The sequence below is a fragment of the Streptococcus mitis NCTC 12261 genome, from assembly GCF_000148585.2.
GTDB classification, from domain to species: Bacteria; Bacillota; Bacilli; order Lactobacillales; family Streptococcaceae; genus Streptococcus; species Streptococcus mitis.
This window is the reverse complement of sequence record NZ_CP028414.1, coordinates 707,069-725,360: the sequence shown is the minus strand read 5'-3', so window position 1 is coordinate 725,360 and position 18,292 is coordinate 707,069. Positions and strand designations below refer to the sequence as shown.

Annotated in this window: 15 protein-coding genes; 5 read left to right on the top strand and 10 right to left on the bottom strand. The window is 39.0% G+C overall.

The window, feature by feature from the left end; genetic code table 11:
• Positions 1-113: 113 nt before the first annotated feature.
• The 4 genes from SM12261_RS03920 to SM12261_RS03900 all read left to right on the top strand — a co-directional run bounded on the left by SM12261_RS03920 (position 114) and on the right by SM12261_RS03900 (position 3,186).
• Positions 114-566, top strand: coding sequence for an NUDIX hydrolase (locus SM12261_RS03920; protein ID WP_000013083.1), 453 nt, complete (start codon positions 114-116; stop codon positions 564-566).
• 164 nt (positions 567-730) lie between these two features.
• Complete coding sequence (locus SM12261_RS03910; RefSeq protein ID WP_000767189.1) at positions 731-1,030, top strand: DUF1827 family protein; 300 nt, start codon at positions 731-733, stop codon at positions 1,028-1,030.
• 135 nt (positions 1,031-1,165) lie between these two features.
• The gene (locus SM12261_RS03905) at positions 1,166-1,798 is read left to right on the top strand and encodes a GNAT family N-acetyltransferase (RefSeq protein WP_000502303.1); all 633 of its coding nucleotides are present in this window, start codon (positions 1,166-1,168) and stop codon (positions 1,796-1,798) included.
• 131 nt (positions 1,799-1,929) lie between these two features.
• Positions 1,930-3,186 carry an ISL3 family transposase gene (locus SM12261_RS03900; RefSeq protein WP_000433508.1) on the top strand — a complete coding sequence of 419 codons (1,257 nt, stop codon included), beginning with the start codon at positions 1,930-1,932 and terminating at the stop codon, positions 3,184-3,186.
• A 73-nt stretch (positions 3,187-3,259) separates the two neighbouring features.
• Here the strand turns inward: SM12261_RS03900 and ezrA are convergent, their stop codons facing one another.
• From ezrA to SM12261_RS03865, 7 genes are all read right to left on the bottom strand, one after another.
• Complete coding sequence (gene ezrA, locus SM12261_RS03895; RefSeq protein ID WP_000016890.1) at positions 3,260-4,987, bottom strand: septation ring formation regulator EzrA; 1,728 nt, start codon at positions 4,985-4,987, stop codon at positions 3,260-3,262.
• Positions 4,988-5,068: 81 nt separating this feature from the next.
• Entirely contained in the window at positions 5,069-7,015 is a 1,947-nt protein-coding gene (gene gyrB, locus SM12261_RS03890; RefSeq protein WP_000134056.1) for a DNA topoisomerase (ATP-hydrolyzing) subunit B, read from the bottom strand.
• A gap of 14 nt (positions 7,016-7,029) precedes the next feature.
• Positions 7,030-7,593 carry an HAD family hydrolase gene (locus SM12261_RS03885; RefSeq protein ID WP_004239328.1) on the bottom strand — a complete coding sequence of 188 codons (564 nt, stop codon included), beginning with the start codon at positions 7,591-7,593 and terminating at the stop codon, positions 7,030-7,032.
• A gap of 84 nt (positions 7,594-7,677) precedes the next feature.
• Positions 7,678-8,232, bottom strand: coding sequence for a DJ-1 family glyoxalase III (locus tag SM12261_RS03880; protein WP_000241408.1), 555 nt, complete (start codon positions 8,230-8,232; stop codon positions 7,678-7,680).
• A gap of 10 nt (positions 8,233-8,242) precedes the next feature.
• Positions 8,243-9,466: an FtsW/RodA/SpoVE family cell cycle protein gene (locus SM12261_RS03875; protein ID WP_000830666.1), complete on the bottom strand. Its 1,224-nt coding sequence runs from the start codon at positions 9,464-9,466 to the stop codon at positions 8,243-8,245.
• Positions 9,467-9,502: 36 nt separating this feature from the next.
• Entirely contained in the window at positions 9,503-11,953 is a 2,451-nt protein-coding gene (locus SM12261_RS03870; protein WP_000848734.1) for a bifunctional DnaQ family exonuclease/ATP-dependent helicase, read from the bottom strand.
• 200 nt (positions 11,954-12,153) lie between these two features.
• Positions 12,154-13,083 (bottom strand): peptidase U32 family protein, encoded by a 930-nt coding sequence (locus tag SM12261_RS03865; RefSeq protein WP_000411171.1) that lies wholly within the window; start codon positions 13,081-13,083, stop codon positions 12,154-12,156.
• A 139-nt stretch (positions 13,084-13,222) separates the two neighbouring features.
• Here SM12261_RS03865 and SM12261_RS03860 point away from each other — a divergent pair, with 139 nt between their 5' ends.
• Positions 13,223-13,510 (top strand): DUF3270 domain-containing protein, encoded by a 288-nt coding sequence (locus SM12261_RS03860; protein ID WP_001145221.1) that lies wholly within the window; start codon positions 13,223-13,225, stop codon positions 13,508-13,510.
• A 33-nt stretch (positions 13,511-13,543) separates the two neighbouring features.
• Here SM12261_RS03860 and ciaH read toward each other — a convergent pair whose 3' ends face one another.
• From ciaH to SM12261_RS03845, 3 genes are all read right to left on the bottom strand, one after another.
• On the bottom strand, positions 13,544-14,878 hold the full coding sequence (gene ciaH / locus SM12261_RS03855) for a two-component system sensor histidine kinase CiaH (protein ID WP_000491799.1): 1,335 nt from the start codon (positions 14,876-14,878) through the stop codon (positions 13,544-13,546).
• A complete protein-coding gene (gene ciaR, locus SM12261_RS03850; RefSeq protein ID WP_000590639.1) occupies positions 14,868-15,542 on the bottom strand; it encodes a two-component system response regulator CiaR in 675 nt (224 codons plus the stop codon). Before ciaR ends, ciaH begins: the two co-directional genes overlap by 11 nt.
• 108 nt (positions 15,543-15,650) lie before the next feature.
• Entirely contained in the window at positions 15,651-18,197 is a 2,547-nt protein-coding gene (locus tag SM12261_RS03845) for a M1 family metallopeptidase (RefSeq protein WP_001149091.1), read from the bottom strand.
• Positions 18,198-18,292: the final 95 nt, after the last annotated feature.

Below are 18,292 nucleotides of genomic sequence, written 5' to 3'. Positions count from 1 at the left end.
GTAGAAAATGAAAATTTTCTGCTCCTTTTTACTAAAATAACTATAAATTCTTGACAGCTAGGCCTTTGTCCATTAAGATAATAATAAAGATAATAGATAATGAGGAAAATGCAATGGCAAACCCAACTTTCGGAGAAAAAAAAGCGAATACAGACTATGTTTCACGCTATGGCGTATATGCAGTTATACCTGATGCTGAACAAAAACAAATTGTTCTTGTTCAAGCACCCAATGGCGCTTGGTTCCTACCAGGTGGCGAAATTGAAGCTGGTGAGAACCATCAGGAAGCCCTAAAACGTGAATTGATTGAAGAGCTTGGCTTCACAGCTGAAATTGGTGCCTATTACGGACAAGCTGACGAATATTTCTACTCTCGTCATCGTGACACCTACTACTACAATCCTGCCTACCTCTATGAAGCAACTTCTTTCAAAGAAGTGCAAAAGCCACTAGAAGACTTTAATCATATTGCCTGGTTCCCTATTGACGAGGCTATTGAAAATCTCAAACGTGGTAGCCATAAATGGGCCATCCAATCTTGGAAAAAACATCATAAGATTGACTAATACTCTTCGAAAATCAAATTCAAACCACGTCAGCTTCGCCTTGCCGTACTCAAGTACAGCCTGCGGCTAGCTTCCTAGTTTGCTCTTTGATTTTCATTGAGTATAAAGCAAGCTACTTTATTTAAAAAGTGCTATAATAGAATTAGAAAATCGGAGGAAATGTTATGAAGCTAATCAATACGACAAACTCACACTCGCAACTTGTAAAAAGCCAGCTAGAAAGTACAGATGCAACCCTTGTTGAGGTCTATTCTGCAGGGAATACTGATGTTATTTTTACCCAAGCTCCGCTTCACTATGAAATCCTCATCTCAAACAAACACCGTGCTATTCGCGAACCTGAAATCGAAGCTATTCAAGAGTTTTTCTTGAAACGTAAAATTGATAAGGATTCTATTGATGAGGCCAATATCAAAACCCTCTATTCAGAAAAATTAATTGGAATTTCGATTCCAACCAAATAACATTTTGGAGAGATTAAAAAGTTTTTTGAACCTTACAGCACAAAACGAGGTTCTCACTTGCTTTTTAAATCATCTCCAATTTTTTATCTTACAATCCTATCAAACACGGTTTCATAGGTAACTAAGGAAACAAACATGGGAGACATAATATATAGAGAGGCAAGAATTGAGGAGTACGAAAAAATTGGAAAACTATTAGCCAAGTCCTTTCTTGACTATCCTTTTTTAACGATAATAATTGATGGTTTAAAGAAAGCTGATTCCTATCCTTCTTTCGTAGAAACATTGCAAATTCTGCTTACTAGAGTCTATATTAAAAAAGGAAACTGTTTAATTGCTGAACAAGATGGAGAATTACTAGCAGTTGCCCTTTTGCAACAAAAGGATTTCTGTATACTATCCTATCTACGAAATGGCGGAACAAAAATTTTTCGCTACATTCGACCACGTAATCTTTTTAAATACTTTGACTTTGTAAAACGTTCCAAAAAGCACTTAGAACAATCAGGTGAGTTTGATTGGTATTTGATGGCTTTAGCTGTCAATACAGTAAATAAAGGCCAGGGAATAGGCAGTACTTTTCTGACACAAGGAATTGAACCCTATGTCAAATCAAAAGGCTGTAAGTACTTGGGCCTCATTACAAGCACAGCAAACAATGCCTCTTTCTATGAAAAAAATGATTATGTATTACTGGACTATATGGACTTAGAATACGGATCAAAATCAATTGGTAACTGGGCATTTTTAAAAACAATTAAGCAATAAAAAAGATGGCTCTATAATATTTGTAGTGGGTAAATCCCCTATAAATATTATGGAGCCTATTTTTGTGTAGAAAAAAAGTCCCATAAGATCTATAATGAAAAGCGACGAAACAACTCATTAGAAAGAATCATATGGAACCATTACATTTTATCATAAAACTGCTCGATATCAAAGACCCTAATGTCCAAATTATGGATGTTGTTAATAGAGATACCCACAAGGAAATCATCGCTAAACTGGATTATGAGGCCCCATCTTGTCCTGAATGTGGAAGTCAAATGAAGAAATATGACTTCCAAAAACCATCGAAAATTCCTTACCTTGAAACAACTGGTATGCCTACCAAAATCCTCCTTAAAAAGCGTCGTTTCAAGTGCTATCATTGCTCTAAAATGATGGTCTCACAGACCTCTCTCGTCGAGAAAAATCACCAAATTCCTCGTATTATCAACCAAAAAATTGCGCAAAAATTGATTGAAAAAACTTCTATGACCGATATCGCTCATCAACTAGCTATTTCAACTTCAACTGTCATTCGCAAGCTTAATGACTTCCGTTTTAAGCATGATTTTTCTCGTCTTCCAGAGATTATGTCTTGGGACGAGTATGCCTTTACCAAGGGAAAGATGAGTTTCATTGCACAAGATTTTGATAATCTCAACATCATCACTGTTCTTGAAGGCAGAACACAGGCTATCATACGAAATCACTTTCTGCGCTACGAGCGAGCTGTTCGTTGTCAGGTGAAAATCATTACGATGGATATGTTTAGTCCTTATTATGCCTTGGCTAAACAGCTTTTTCCATGTGCTAAAATCGTTCTAGATCGATTTCACATTGTACAACACTTAAGCCGTGCTATGAGTCGTGTTCGTGTCCAAATCATGAATCAATTTGAGCGAAAATCCCATGAATACAAAGCCATCAAGCGCTACTGGAAGCTCATACAGCAGGATAGTCGTAAACTCAGTGATAAACGTTTTTATCGCCCTACTTTTCGCATGCACTTAACAAATAAAGAAATTCTAGACAAGCTTTTGAGCTATTCAGAAGACTTGAAACACCACTACAATCTCTATCAACTCTTGCTTTTTCACTTTCAGAACAAGGAACCTGACAAATTCTTCGGACTTATTGAGGACAATCTTAAGCAGGTTCATCCTCTTTTTCAGACTGTCTTTAAAACCTTTCTCAAGGATAAAGAGAAAATCGTCAATGCCCTTCAACTACCCTATTCCAACGCCAAATTGGAAGCGACCAATAATCTCATCAAACTTATCAAGCGAAATGCCTTTGGTTTTCGGAACTTTGAAAACTTCAAAAAACGAATTTTTATCGCTCTCAATATCAAAAAAGAAAGGACGAAATGTGTCCTTTCTCAATCTTAGCTTTTCTTCAACCCACTACAGTTGACAAAGAGCCGCTTTTCTTCAACCCACTACAGTTGACAAAGAGCCTTTTTTAGAAACGAATTGTCTCACGTGTTTTTTCATATGAAGTAACAAAACGGTTGGTTACACCAGGTTCTGCAACTTCTAAAGCTTGCGAAATCTTATCAAATGAAGCATGGTAATCAAATTCTTTTTCAAAAATTTCTAATGATTCATTAAAGGCTTCCTGAATTCGTTCATCAAATGAGCGGTAACGGTTCGAATACTGTAGCAATTGTTCTGTCAATGTTGCATATTGAACAATATTATACGTTTCTGCTTCAAGTGCTTCCATATCATTTGTTGTAATTTCAAGCATACGGTTTACAGCTTCGATATTGACCTGGGCTTCTTCTAGCTCAGCCATCAACTCTTCTGTATGGTTACTTGCTGTAAAGAACAACTGTAAGAAATTCTGAGGGATACCTGGAAGATTGCGTTTTTCCATATATCTCTTAATGGTATGAAGACGATTGACATAAACATTTGCCTTCTGGCGAGCATTGATATCATCTTTTTCAATCTGAGCAAGACGTTGACTAACCGCAACTTGTTCATCCTCAATTTCTTTCAAAGTTGCTTGTAAGTTTTCCAAACGTTCTTCAAGTAATGAATATGGCTCAGAATATTCCTCTTGTTCAGAAGTTAATTCCAATACAGATTCTTCCAGAGATTCTAACTCAGCTTGTAATCTGTGTACATGACTAACATCCGTGTCAGATAGTAGGTAATTGTTACTCAATCGTTGAATATCTTCCACTAAAACAGCATTACTATCTTTCATGTGTTTCAAATATGTAGGAAGGGTTGCAACAAAGCCTTCTACTACTTTTTGAGCAGCAATTTCTCGTGTAAAGATATCATAGAGTGCATTGATTTCTTCTTGAACTTGAGTATTTTCATACTCAGCATTATCCAACTCTAATTGTGCAATATTTTCGTGGTTTTTCTTCAAAGCTTCATAAAGCAATTGGAAGCGAGATTCAATATCCGTCTCAGAAAAATGATAATTAGCATCTAAAAGCTTACGGTAGCCATCTTCTAAATCTTCCAGCTGATCAGGTAGCTCTTTAGATAATGTTTTTACAATCGCTGGCAGGCGGTCAACAATGTGACTCAAAGCCAAGATATGATTCTCAGCATTATCCAAAATTACAGCAGCTTCTACTGGGTCACCTGAAGTATTCAAAGTAACAAACTGAGAAAACTCTGATTGGATATTTTCCAATTGTTTTTCGATTTCAGATAAACCTTGGCCATATTCTTCAGAATGATCAGCAACTCGGTGTTGCAACTCTTCAAACAAGTCCAAGGTATGAAGAACACGTCCACTATTTTTAGATTCTTGTTTCTCCAAATCTGCCAAGGCATTGCGAATTGCCGCAATATCTTCTTCAATCAAAGTAATTTGGCTCTCTATTTGGTCAATTTGATGACTGGCCTTGAAAAAACGGAATGAATTGTTATAACCTTCTGCCTCGAAAAGATTATTTTCGATATCGGCAAAAGAGTTAAGAGATAGGTCAACCCATTTTTGGTTCCATTCACGGAAAGTCACTTGACTTTGTCCAATCAAGTGCATATTTTTTACAGCTTCAACTTCATCATTAACTGGAAGATTGTACAGCTCTTCTTTTTTCTCTTCTAAAATTGCTAATTTACTTTCATTGCGTTTCCGTACATAAATTGCTATAGCATATGAAATCAGCAATATAATTGCAATTGCAATTATAAGATATACTACTAGACTACCAGACATATTAAACTCCTTTTTAACTTGAAACAATCGTAATGATTATATCATATTTTTTAGACCAAGGGAACTACTTCTCCCGATTTTTTAGACATCAAGTGTACTATAGACGGCATTTTCTTCGATAAATTCACGACGAGGCTCTACTCGATCCCCCATCAACATATCAAAGATTTTATCTGCTTCTGCAGCATCGTCCACAGAAACTCTTGCCATTAAGCGATGTTCGGGATCCATGGTTGTTTCCCACAACTGGTGATCATCCATTTCACCCAAACCTTTATAACGCTGAATGGTTGGTTTGGCACGTCCTTCACTGTGGCGGGCCAAGGCTTCTTGGAGTTTAATTTCTTGATCCGCTCCTGGCTGGATATATTCTTTAATCTCGCTTCCAACCTTGACACCATAGATTGGTGGTTGGGCAATATAGACATAACCAGCTTCTAGAATTGGTTTCATATAACGATAAATCAAGGTTAAAAGAAGAGTACGAATATGGGCTCCATCGACATCGGCATCGGTCATCAAAACGAGTTTTTGGTAACGGGCTTTTGAAACATCAAATTCTGCACCAAATCCTGTTCCCATCGCTGTGAAAAGACTACGAATTTCTTCGTTAGCTAGAATCTTATCCATACTTGCCTTTTCAACGTTCAAAATCTTACCGCGAATTGGAAGGATTGCTTGAAATTCACGGTTACGACCAGATTTTGCTGATCCACCAGCTGAATCTCCTTCGACGATGAAGAGTTCTGTTTCCGCAGGATTGTTAGAAGAACAGTCTGCTAGTTTTCCTGGAAGGTTGGAAATTTCCAAACCAGATTTTTTACGAGTGACTTCACGCGCACGCTTGGCAGCCACACGAGCCTTAGCAGCCAAAATTCCTTTTTCCACAATACGTTTAGCAATCTGTGGATTTTCCATGAGGAAATCAGAAAAGGCATCACTGAAGAGGCGATTGGTAATCTTAACCACTTCGCTATTTCCCAGTTTGGTCTTGGTTTGTCCTTCAAACTGTGGATTTGGGTGTTTAACTGAGATAACTGCAGTTAATCCTTCACGAACATCTTCCCCTGTTAGATTGTCTTCATTGTCTTTCAATAACTTATTTTTACGAGCATAATCGTTGATAACACGAGTCAAGGCTGTACGGAAACCTTGTTCATGCGTTCCACCTTCATGGGTATGAATATTATTGGCGAAACTCATGACATTTTCATGGTAACCCGTTGTGTACTGCATGGCTACTTCAACCGTGATATCATCCATTTCACCATCTGTGTAAATTGGTGTATCAAAGATAACATCCTTGTTCTCGTTGATATATTCAACGTAGCTAGCAATCCCACCTTCATAGTGGTAATGCTTAGTTTGTTCTAGCCCCTCACGCTTATCTGTGATGGAGATTTGAAGACCACGATTTAGAAAGGCCAACTCTTGAATCCGTTTATTTAATTTATCAAAATCAAAAGTTGTTGTTTCAGTGAAAATTTCTGGATCCGGTATAAAGTGAACTGTTGTTCCAGTTTTATCCGTATCTCCAACCACCTCAAGGTCTGCGACAACATGACCACGACGGTATTCTTGGTAATGAATCTTACCATTTTTGTGGACATGAACATCTAATTGAGTTGAAAGGGCGTTAACAACTGAGGACCCCACTCCGTGAAGACCACCTGAGACCTTATATCCGCCACCGCCAAACTTTCCTCCAGCGTGAAGAACAGTAAAGACAGTCTCAACGGCAGGTCGACCTGTTTTTTCCTGAATATCGACTGGGATACCACGTCCATCATCAACAACTGTAATCGAATTATCTGGCTCAATAAAGACTTGAATATGGCTAGCAAATCCTGCCAAGGCCTCGTCAATTGAGTTATCAACAATTTCCCAGACTAGATGGTGAAGACCTTCTTTTGAAGTTGACCCGATATACATCCCTGGACGCATACGAACAGCCTCTAAGCCCTCTAAAACTTGAATTTGACTGGCATCATAATCTTGTGCCTGCAGATTTTTGATTTCTTCTGTCATCTTATTCCTTTTTCTTACATGTCTAATACTTGTCTTAAATTCACGATACTGGTAAACAAGTGGGTAGCTAGTCCTGCAGCTTGCCCGGCTTCGATATCAATCGGTCGATCACCAATGACAAGGCCTGAACTAATTTGATATTTTTCTCTTAAATAAATCATGGATTCAGGATCTGGTTTTCTCTTAAAGCCTGAGTTAGAAGTCACCACTTCTGTAAAATAAGCTGCTATAGAGGTTTTTTCTAAAATTTCCAAGACCTGATCATTTCGATGAGAAACCAAAAAATGACGGCCACCTTGATTGGAGATATCTTTCAATAAATCAGAAACTCCATCAAACAAAATCGGATGTTCAAGCTCTCTGGCTTCATTTTCCTTATATTTTTCTAAAAAATTCTCTAAGTTGGGAGCGAATGTCTCAATCGCAAAATCAGTAGAAACCTTTAAAGCCTGATAGACACTGTCATGGTCTTGTGTGATGCCATACAATGCCAATGTTTCAACAAATGCAGCTGTTGAAGTTTCGTAATTATCCAGTAAAGTTCCACCTAAATCCCAGATATAATCGTGATATTTCATACCCTTCATTATAGCATTTTTTTATGAAAAAAGCGATGATTTCCCTGAGTTTTCCACATAAAAAACGAGAGTTTGACTCCCGTTTTACTGATTTTTACCAAAGACATCTAGATAGAGCATTCCTGTTCGTAAAGTCTCTGCGTCTCCTCCTAATTGCTCCACCAACTCGTAGGCAAAGGCAAGGGCTGTTGAGGGGCCTCGACTGGTTATCAAATGACCATCTACCACTACTGTTTCCTTTACATATTGACCATCAAAGATTTGCTCTTGAACGCCATCATAGCAAGTGTACTGCTTGTTTTTCAATAGCCCTGCTTGATTGAGGGCAATTGGCGCCGCACAAATGGCTGCCAGTTTCTTCCCTTCTCGTTCAAAGCTTTGCAACTCTTGAATCAAGGCCTGATTATCGCGCAAATGTGCAGAACCAGGCATACCTCCAGGAAGAACAATCATGTCATAGTCTGATAAATCACCATCAAAAACACGGTCTGCACTTACTTGGATTGCATGCGAACCCGTCACTTGCTCTTCAAAACCAACCATATCACAAGTAATATTTGCACGACGCAAAACATCCACAACTGTCAAAGCTTCAATTTCTTCAAAGCCCTGAGCCAACATAACTGCTACTTTTACCATGATTTTCTCCTTATTTGATTTGTTTTAATACAACCTTTTTCCGTTTGAATGGAACTTTTCCGCTCTTTTCTTCAGCTAGATTAGTCTGGTAACTCATCGATAAAAGCAAGCCAACACCGATTAAATTACTGATAATAGCCGATCCTCCTTGCGAAATAAAAGGCAAGGGAATCCCAGTCAAAGGAAGCAAACCTGTCACGGCACCGATATTCTCAAAGATATGGAAGAGTAACATCATAATCAAACCTGTGGAAATATAGGTGTAGAACTGATTATTTGATTTAAGAGTAATCTTCAACATACGATAAATCAGCATGAGATAAAGGGCAATAACAAGGACAGAGCCAATAAAGCCAAAATCTTCTGCGATAACCGTGAAAATCATATCCGACTCTCGAACTGGAATAAGCAGATTCGAAGCATTAAACCCTTGTCCAAATAAGCCACCGCTTCCAATGGCAATCTGTCCTTGAGCCTGTTGGTAAGTGGTTGTTTGGGCAAAGTCAAAAGGATTGAGCCAAGCCAAAATACGGTTGATTTGGTAGGTCGGCATTCCCAGTTGATGGAGAAAAGCCCGACCGTCCTTGCTGATAAAAATAGCTAAGAAACCAGCAATTCCTGTTACAGCAGTCACAAATACTGGGATAATAATTTTCCAAGAAACCCCCGATAATAAAACGATTCCTGAGAAAATGGCTACAAAAACCAAAGCCGTCCCCAAGTCACTTTGAAGTGCCAAAAGAACTAGGACTGGAATGGTAAAGAGAATCATCCAGAAAATCAACAAGAAGTCCAGCGGAACTGTGCGTCTCCATTCCTTATGTTTTTTGGTAAACTGGACAATCACACGAGCCAACATGAGGATATAGGATATCTTCATAAATTCTGACGGCTGGAACAAGGTAACACCATTTACCGATACCCAGTTTTTGGCACCTGTTGATGCAACTAAGCTTGGATTATAAAAGACGATAGGTAAAACCATAAGTCCCAAGCCTAAAATATATAGAAAGGGTGTAACCTTCCAAAGAAATTCAGTATTAAAGAGCATGACCACAAAACCAATCACAAGCCCCAAGGCGATCCAGGCGACCTGCTGCCCTAAAATGGGCAGAATATTGTTTGGATAATCATGACTAACAGCTATATAAATAGCCACCACGCCGATAACCAGTAGGAAAAATACTGGCAGGAGCAAACTATAATCGACTCTAGAGTCGAGAGAACGTTTCATATATACTAACCTTATACTTTCATACAATACTATTTATCAAAGTTCATTTAAAAATTTATCAATAGCCTCATCAACTTCGGATTGAGAGACGGTTTTAACAATCGCTTCTTTTGCTAGAGAAGTCACAATTTGTTTGCCATATCGCTTTCCGACAATTCTCCTATCCAAAATCAGAGTTAAGGAACGTTGGTGTTCACGTCTCATACTTCTTCCTAAAGCCTGTTTTAAACGAATAATGGCCATTGGCAATTGATAATCATAAAAGGCATTTTTCCCTTCTTGAATTAGTTCCTGATTGATCTTTTTCGTCAAGGGTTCTTGGGGGTTTTGGAAAGGAAGTCTTGGTACAATTTGAATCACAAAAGAATGACTTGAAAAATCAACTCCCTCCCAGAAACTTGCTGCACCTAGCAGGATTTGTTGTTCACCTTTTTCAAAGCGTTTCTTCAGTTGATGAACATCCCCATTTTTATACTGGGCCAAGTGGCTAACTGGAAGTAAATCCGACACTGCTAGAAGCATGTCTTTAGCAGTAAAGAGAACTAAAATAGGTTGCTGGAAATCTTGAACATCCATCAGCAAATCAGTTACCTCTTTGGCGTAGACTTCTAAGGAGGTTTCTGTTACCAGGGGAAAATCTTTGACCAAGACCACTTCTTGATCCTGTTTTTTACCAGCTTCAATCTTAACAAATTTAGCTTCGGGATAGCCTAACAGGTCTGCCAAAGAAACTCTCTGACTAATCTCAAGAGTAGCCGACACTCCCAAGACTTGACATGAATTAGGTACTAAAGAAGATAGGAGAATACGTCCTGATTTCGTAGAGGAAATTTGAATTTTCTTTTGACTCGTTTCAATTGCTTCAAGCCAGTAATCTCGGTCAGCTGTAAAATAGCGAACCAGCTCCTCAAAGTCTTCTACTTCTAATTCTGAAAAATACTGGTGGAGATTGGTCAGAGAATCCAAGATATTTTTCCTAGATTTTCCAGACTGAAATTGTTCTATCAAGTAGAGGCACTCAAAGCGAATACTTTCTAGTATTCGTTGTTGGACCTTATTTTGCTCCTCCAGTAAAGCCTTATCAAGCAAATCGATAATAGACTGGACATCGTAAGTCTCTTGAAGCAGATTTTCTAGAGCTAACAAAATCTTTTGAACTTCATCAATAATCAATAAACGGTCACTGACAAATTCAGGATTATCTTCCAGTCTAGTTACAAGATAGGCATGATTGGTCACTAAAAGCTTGCAGGTTTGTGCCTTTTCTTGACTACGTTTCCAAAAATCTTCCGTCACAAATAAGCTTTGAGATGATAAATTCCCGTCATGACGAAGGTCTGTTAGAAAATGTTGGTAACGGTAGAGTTGCCCAATTTCATCCAAATCTCCTGTCTCTGTCTCAGTCAGCCAGATCAAGAGTTGCATTTTAAAGCGTCTAAATAAGCGATTTTCATCATTTTCCTGCAAGGAACGATAAAAGGCATCCAACTTCAGATAATTGTGTGGTCCCTTTAAACTATGAATATCTATATGGAACACTTCCTTGAGACGTTTACCTTCTTCTTCCATGATTTGATTTTGAAGAATCTTTGTCGGAACGCTAAGGACAATCTGACGATTTTCCACTTGGGACAAAGCAGGTAAGAGATATCCATAAGTTTTACCAATCCCTGTCGGAGCTTGAATCAGAGAGACAGGCTCATCTTTCAATAGCAAGCCAACCTCTTTAGCAAAACTTTCTTGCTCCTCCCTCACTTCAAGATTTAACAGAGAAATATTTTTAGAAAAATCTTGGGATAGTTTTCGTGGCTCCAGGGGAGCTCCAGTTTTCTTGAAATACAGTCCTTGAACTTCGACCAAGTCTGGTGAACTCAGGATAGATTTGTTTCGATAAATTTCTTCAATAAGCAGGTAGGACTCGTATAGGAGGGCGTCAGCCATTTCCAGCAAGCGTTCCAAGAGACCTTTAGGAAGCTGGGCCATCTTTTCCTGTAGAAATAAGAGTAATTCCGCAGTAGCTTGGGCATCTGAAAGGGCTGTGTGAGCGTGTTTTAGAGGAATTCCTAATTCTCGACACAATATCGGCAAACTATATTTTTCCAGTTTAGGAAAAAAGACCTGAGCCAATTCGACCGTGTCAACACGAGGATTTCTTAGTTCATAGCCTTCAAAAAATAAATTTTCCGCCAAGAGATTGGCATCAAACTGAACATTATGGGCTACAAAAATCCCATCCTCCACCAAGTCAAAGATTTTTCTAGCAACTTGCGAAAAATCAGGTGCTTGCGCCAGACGTTGGTCTGTCAATCCTGTCAGTTCTTTTATATGAGCATCCAAGGGTTCATGTGGATTGACATCTGTCGTATAGTGATCGACGATTTTTCCATCCTCAATCACGACAATTCCCACTTGGATAATTTTAGCCTTACTACCTGTGCTAGTTGCCTCTAAATCAACCACAACATAGCGATTACCAATCGTTTTCATTATAAAAAATTATACCAAAAAAAGGGCCATTTGGCACCTGCAAACATGGGATAATTTTCAAACTCAAGAACACTACTTGTCTTAAAAATCCCATCAAATAGAGCATCCTATCCTACTGATTCTTTGAAAATGGTGAAGAAATAAGAAAAAATTGAGAGAAGAAATCTTTGCATCTTCCTTCTCTCAACTTGCAGTTTACTTTATTTAACCATGTCAGGATCGTAGTCATAAAATCCTGTATCAAGGAAACGGTTTTTAGGGTGTAACTTACGTACTTCCTCATCCAGCAAAAAGGCTTGGTCATGGCTAAAGTTGCCCTCTTGGATCAAGCTACGCGCTTGGATAAAGAGTTTTGCAATCTCAACAAAGTTTTGTCCCGGAGTGTAGAGTCCTTCTAGTTTCCAGTGAGTGAAACCATGCTCGACCAATTCTGTCAATTTGGTCATCAAATCAAGGTCATTGTTGGCAAAGATGTGGGTACCATGATTGTCTTCAAAGATAGAATAATGGCTCTCTGGGTCACTTGGCTCAGCCAAGAAGAGGTCACGCTTGCGGGTCTTTTCATCATCGATATGTGTAAAGTTATAATAGTTTTGCAAGAGTGGACGTTTAGAATGGTGAATAACACTAGCTCCGTAAACCAAAACTTCAGCAGGAATTTCCAAAATATCTGGCATTTTGAAGAGTTCAGCTGATGGAATTTCACGTGCCAAAACAGCCTCAGATGCGCCAGCCTTTTGTCCCCAGAAGTTAATCTGACGACTGCTAGTTACCATAGTTGAGGCATCGTAGATAGTCTTAAATGAATAACCATCGCGATTGACTACGTAAAAGACACCTGCATCCCCAATCGTAATGTAGTCTGTCTTGATTTCTTCCAAAAAGTCTAAGAAAGGCTTGATACGGTCCATCATATCTTGGTGCATGAGGGCATTAACCGCAACGATCAATTCTTTACCAGTATCATGAACCAGATTAGCGATTTCACGCAATTGGTCATGACTAAAGGTCGTTGGCAGACGAAGGCCAAAATCTTTCTCACCAACATAGATACGGTCCACGCCAGCTTCGAGCAGTTGTTCAACTTGTTCAATACTTTCAGCAGTTGCTGTAATGATAATCTTTTCCATAAGAAAAATTATACCACATTTCTGGAAAATCAGCCATTCTTTAAAAATGAAAAGGGACTTTATTCTTATTGTAACCTTTCTGTAATAATTCTCTGCTGAAAAAATGATAAAATAGGTATGTACTGTTAAGGAGAGAATAATGCCCGTAAGAAAATTACAATCCTATGAGGTAGACAATCAAGAAGAATTAAGCCAGCAGGTTCCTCGCTATCAAGATTATACACCTGAAGCACAATCTGATGCCAATCTCAAGGAAATCCTATTTTTTGTTAATATCGCTGTTTTTTGTATCTGTATTGCTATCTTTAGTTTTATCTTTTTAGCATTAAAATTATCACCTGCTCTTGCCTTTGCCGCAGCAATCGGATCCAGCTTACTTGTTTTAAAAGTTCAACGGTCTATTATCAAACGAAAACGTAGAAGATAAATCCAAAATATCGCCCCAACTGGAGCGATATTTTTATTTTTTCTTTTTAGATGGTGTGTGGATGGCTACCTTCACTTCAAAGATTGTTCCCTTTGGTTTATTATCTTTAACAGTAATGGTTCCTTTTAGGGCATCTACAATTTGCTTGGCTAGGGATAAACCTAAACCAAAACCACCTTTTTGGCGGGTTCTAGCCTTGTCCACTCGATAAAAGCGGTCAAATATTTTCTTCTTATCTTCTGCGGAAATACCGACTCCATTGTCAGAAACAAGTAAATACAGATTACGATCAGTCGCTGAAATCATAAAATCAATTTCACCATCCTCCTCAGTATATTTGATGGCATTATCAAATAAGATGGTCATCAGTTGTTTCAAAAGAAGTTGATCCGTGACAATCGTTCGATGGATCCGATTTTCAAAACGAAAGACACGGTCATTTTCAGAAGCAATCATCTCATAGTTTGTGAAAGTCGTATTGAAAAAACTGGTTGGAACTTCTGCAAGTTCCGGCTTAATCCCATCATCTCTACGAGCTAAGTTCAGCAAGTTTGTCGTCAAAAAACGCATATTTCGGACTTCTTCCAAACTAGACGCAATGCTTTCGCTCACATCCATAATGGTTGCTTCTGGCTTACGAAAAAGGGTCTCTAAACGATTTTGCAAAACTGCAAGTGGAGTTCGTAACTCATGACTGGCATTTTCCACAAAGGACTGTTGCTTCTGCATGCTCTCAAGCAGGGGCCGAACACTGACCCTAGCTAGATAGAGACTGGCAAGTAAAGACAAAATCCAGAAACTAGCCATCACAATCACAATCAATTGCTCATGCTTTTGACTAGCCTGCTCCAACTGACTGGTATTAATCAAGACAGCTGCATACTTGATATTGGTTGAAACCGAACTGATATTCGTTTCCATCAAGATCATGCGATAGATTTCTTCTTGTCCATAGCTATTAAAAACCTGAATCTGATAGATATGTCCTAGTTCTTTTTTCTCTAACTTAATCTTATCCAATCCCAAAAATCGATTTCCAGAAAGGAGCTGGGTAAAATTCTTATCAAAAAGAATGACTTCTGTGTTGGAACTGACATTGGGTTTTATCTCAGTCTTGCTAGTATCTGTAGCGGCATTCTCTAAATCTTTAATCTCTTCTGTTGCCCTATTTACAGCAAGCTGAATAACTGCTTGAGGATTTTCACTTAGTCCATGAAGCTTATCATCCACCGAAGTATAAAGACTCGAGTGCATGACCTGCAAAATAATCAGAGTCATGGTAGAGAAAATCAGAGTGAATACACCAAAGTTACGGATAAAATAACTAAAGTCATCCGCATACCATGTTTTTTTTAGTTTACTGAACATCTTTTAAAATATACCCAACACTGCGCAAGGTTTGCAAATTCTCTGCAAAAGTGGTTCCTTTTAATTTCTTACGGACTTTTGAAACATAGACTTCGACAACCGAAATCGTTGTGTCACTATCAAATCCCCATAGACGATCAAAAATCTGAGTCTTAGGCAAAATAACATTTTGATTTTGAAGGAAATAAACTAATAAATCAAACTCTTTACCTAGCAATTCGACAGGAGTATCTTCGACTTTAACAGTATTGGTTGACAAATTAACCACAATATTTCCATAAGTCAAGGTGTTTTCATTAAATTTACCTGAACGTTTGAGAAGCGCTTGAATCCGCATTTTGAGTTCTTCTAGGTAGAAAGGTTTGGTCAGATAATCATCTGCTCCCAATTCAAATCCATGTCCCTTGTCATCCAAACTTTCCTTGGCAGTCATGATCAGAACTGGTGTCGTAATTCCTTTTTCACGCAATTCTTTCAAGACTTGAAAGCCATTTTTTTCAGGTAACATTAAATCGAGCAAAATCAAGTCATAGACGCCACTTTCAGCTTCGTAGAGACCTTCTTCACCATCAAATACCTGCATGACATCCGCAAAATCGTCTAAAAAGTCAAATACTGAATTTGACAGGCCTAGGTCATCCTCAACTAATAAGATTTTTATCATGAGAAACTCCTCCTTATTAAAACCATTATACCAAATTTGCCTTAAAAAAAACTCAACTCTCTACATTTTACATGAGATAGCTGAGTTTTCTTTTTATTTTAGGCTTATTTATGCGTTTCCGTATTGAAGAACGACTGCTTCCACTGCAGTTTTTTCACGGTTAATCAAGTCAACACGCGCTGCAATTTCCTTGATTCCCATACCGATATTACGGCTAAGAGCAAGGTCAGAAAGTTGCGGTTCAAAGAATTCCTTGTACTCTGCCAAGCGTTGCTGAGTCTTAAATACGTGAGCAGGAAGGATAACAAAGCTATCAAAGCTCATATCTCCACCAAGAGCTGCCTTAATCCAAGCCCAATTTTCACGAGCCCAAGACCATGCTGTTTCCTGAGTTGCTTGATGGCTTAAGAACTGGAAGTACCAAGCAGACAAGTCTTGTGGTTTGACCACAAATTTGTCCTTCCAAGAAGTAATCAAGGTTTGGATATTGTCCGCATCTTTACTGTAGGCAAGAGCTGCTGCCAACTGACGTTTAAAGACAGCATCTGTTGCGTGCGTATAAGTATCAAGATAAAGTGCTAACAAGTCTTTAGTCTCATGATGTTTCATCTCATTGATGAGAACTTGTGAACGAATAGCTGCTGGGAGTCCTGCAAGATTCTCCTTGTGTGCTGCGAAGATTTGGCTAGCGGCTTGACTAGCTTCTGCATCATTTGAGCGAATCATCATAGAAATGGCCAACTGACGAACCAATTCATCCTCATCTGATTCGCCATCTTTAGCTTCAAAACCAAGACGGTCATAATTATGACGAGCCAATTTAGCAACCAAGGCTTTGAAGGCTCTTTCAGCTTCTGTTCCTTCATCGATAAAGCGCTCAAGGGCAGAAATTACTTGAGAAACAGCTGAAACGACAAGGTAAGATTCTTCTTTAGCGAGTTTATCAAGGACTGGAAGCAAGTCTGCATAAGAAATGTGCCCTGCTTCAGCAAGCAAGCGACGTTCTTGGACGATTTGCAGTTTACTTGTGTTATCAAGCTCAACTAGGTCAGCAAGAACTGCATCCAACAAATCTCCTTGATAGTCGGTAATGTAGTGGGCTGTATTTTCAGTGTTGAGACGAAGTGCTGTTTTGTTTTCAGCAAGAAGGGCTGCATAGCCAGGGATTTCGATGCTTTCAGTTTCGAGTGTATCAGGCAAGCCTTTCCAATTGCTGTTTAGTGGCACAACCCAGAGACGGTTCTTGTCTTCGTGCTCACCGATAAAGAATTGTTTTTGTGAGATCTTCAAGACATCATTTTCAACTTTGACAGTGAGAACTGGATAACCAGGTTGTTCCAACCAAGAATCCATGAAGGCTGCAACATCACGTCCAGACGCTTGACCAAGAGCATCCCAAAGGTCACGACCAATTGTATTGCTGTATTGATGTTTTTCAAAGTAGGCATGCAAACCTTTGGCAAAATCGGTATCACCTAGCCAACGACGAAGCATATGCATAAGGCGACTTCCTTTGGCATAGACGATAGCTCCGTCAAAGAGCGTATTGATTTCATCTGGATGTTTCACTTCGACGTGAACAGATTGAACACCATCAGTCGCATCACGTTTCAAGGCAGACGGAACACCACCTGTTTGGAAATCTTCAAAGATATTCCAGCTTGGTTCAATAGCATCCACACAGACGTACTCCATCATGTTGGCGAAGCTTTCATTGAGCCAAAGGTCATCCCACCATTTCATAGTTACCAGGTTACCAAACCATTGGTGAGCCAATTCATGTGCCACAACAAGGGCAACTTGTTGACGGCTAGCAAAAGTTGAGTTATCATCGACAACCAAGTAAACTTCACGGTAGGTCACGAGACCCCAGTTTTCCATAGCTCCAGCTGAGAAGTCAGGAAGGGCGATGTGGAGAGATTGAGGGATCGGGTACTTAACTCCATAGTAATCTTCGTAAAACTCGATAGAGCGAACAGCGATATCCAGTGAGAAATCAAGGTTTGATAGTGGATGAGCTCTGGTTGAATAAACACCTACGAGGGTACCGTTTTTAGTTTTAGCCGTTACACCTTGCAAATCACCTGCAACAAAGGCCAACAAGTAAGAAGACATGCGAGGTGTTGTCTCAAACTTCCAGATACCTGTTTCCTTACGGTTTTCAACATCGATTTCTGGCATGTTAGACAAGGCCAATTCACCTTCAGCTTGGTCAAAACGAAGAGCTAGATCAAAAGTTGCTTTGGCTTCTGGCTCATCCACACATGGGAAAGCTTCTCGCGCAAAATGGCTCTCGAACTGAGTTGACAAGACTTCCTTCTTGACTCCATCAACTGTGTAGTAAGATGGGTAAATCCCTGTCATGTTGTCTGTAATTTTTCCTGAGAAAGCGATAACCACTTCAACTTGACCAGCCTCAGCTAATTCAATATGAAGAGCTTCATTGTCATGATCAACTGTAAATGGGCGAGCTTCCCCTTCAACTTCTACAGAAGAGATTGCCAAGTCTTTTTGATGAAGGGAAATGCGGTCACTCTGTGCCTGACCACTAATAGTCACCTTTCCAGAAAAAGTCTTGGTCTCACGACTCAAGTCTAAAAATAAATCATAATGTTCAGGAACAAATTGCTTAATAAAATGTTCAACTGCTTGCATAGTTTTCTCCTATTCTAAGTTTAAGAGCTAGAGCTCTTCTTCAAACAAACTTATTATATCATGTTTTGCTTGAGAAAAAAGGATTGGACGGTGAT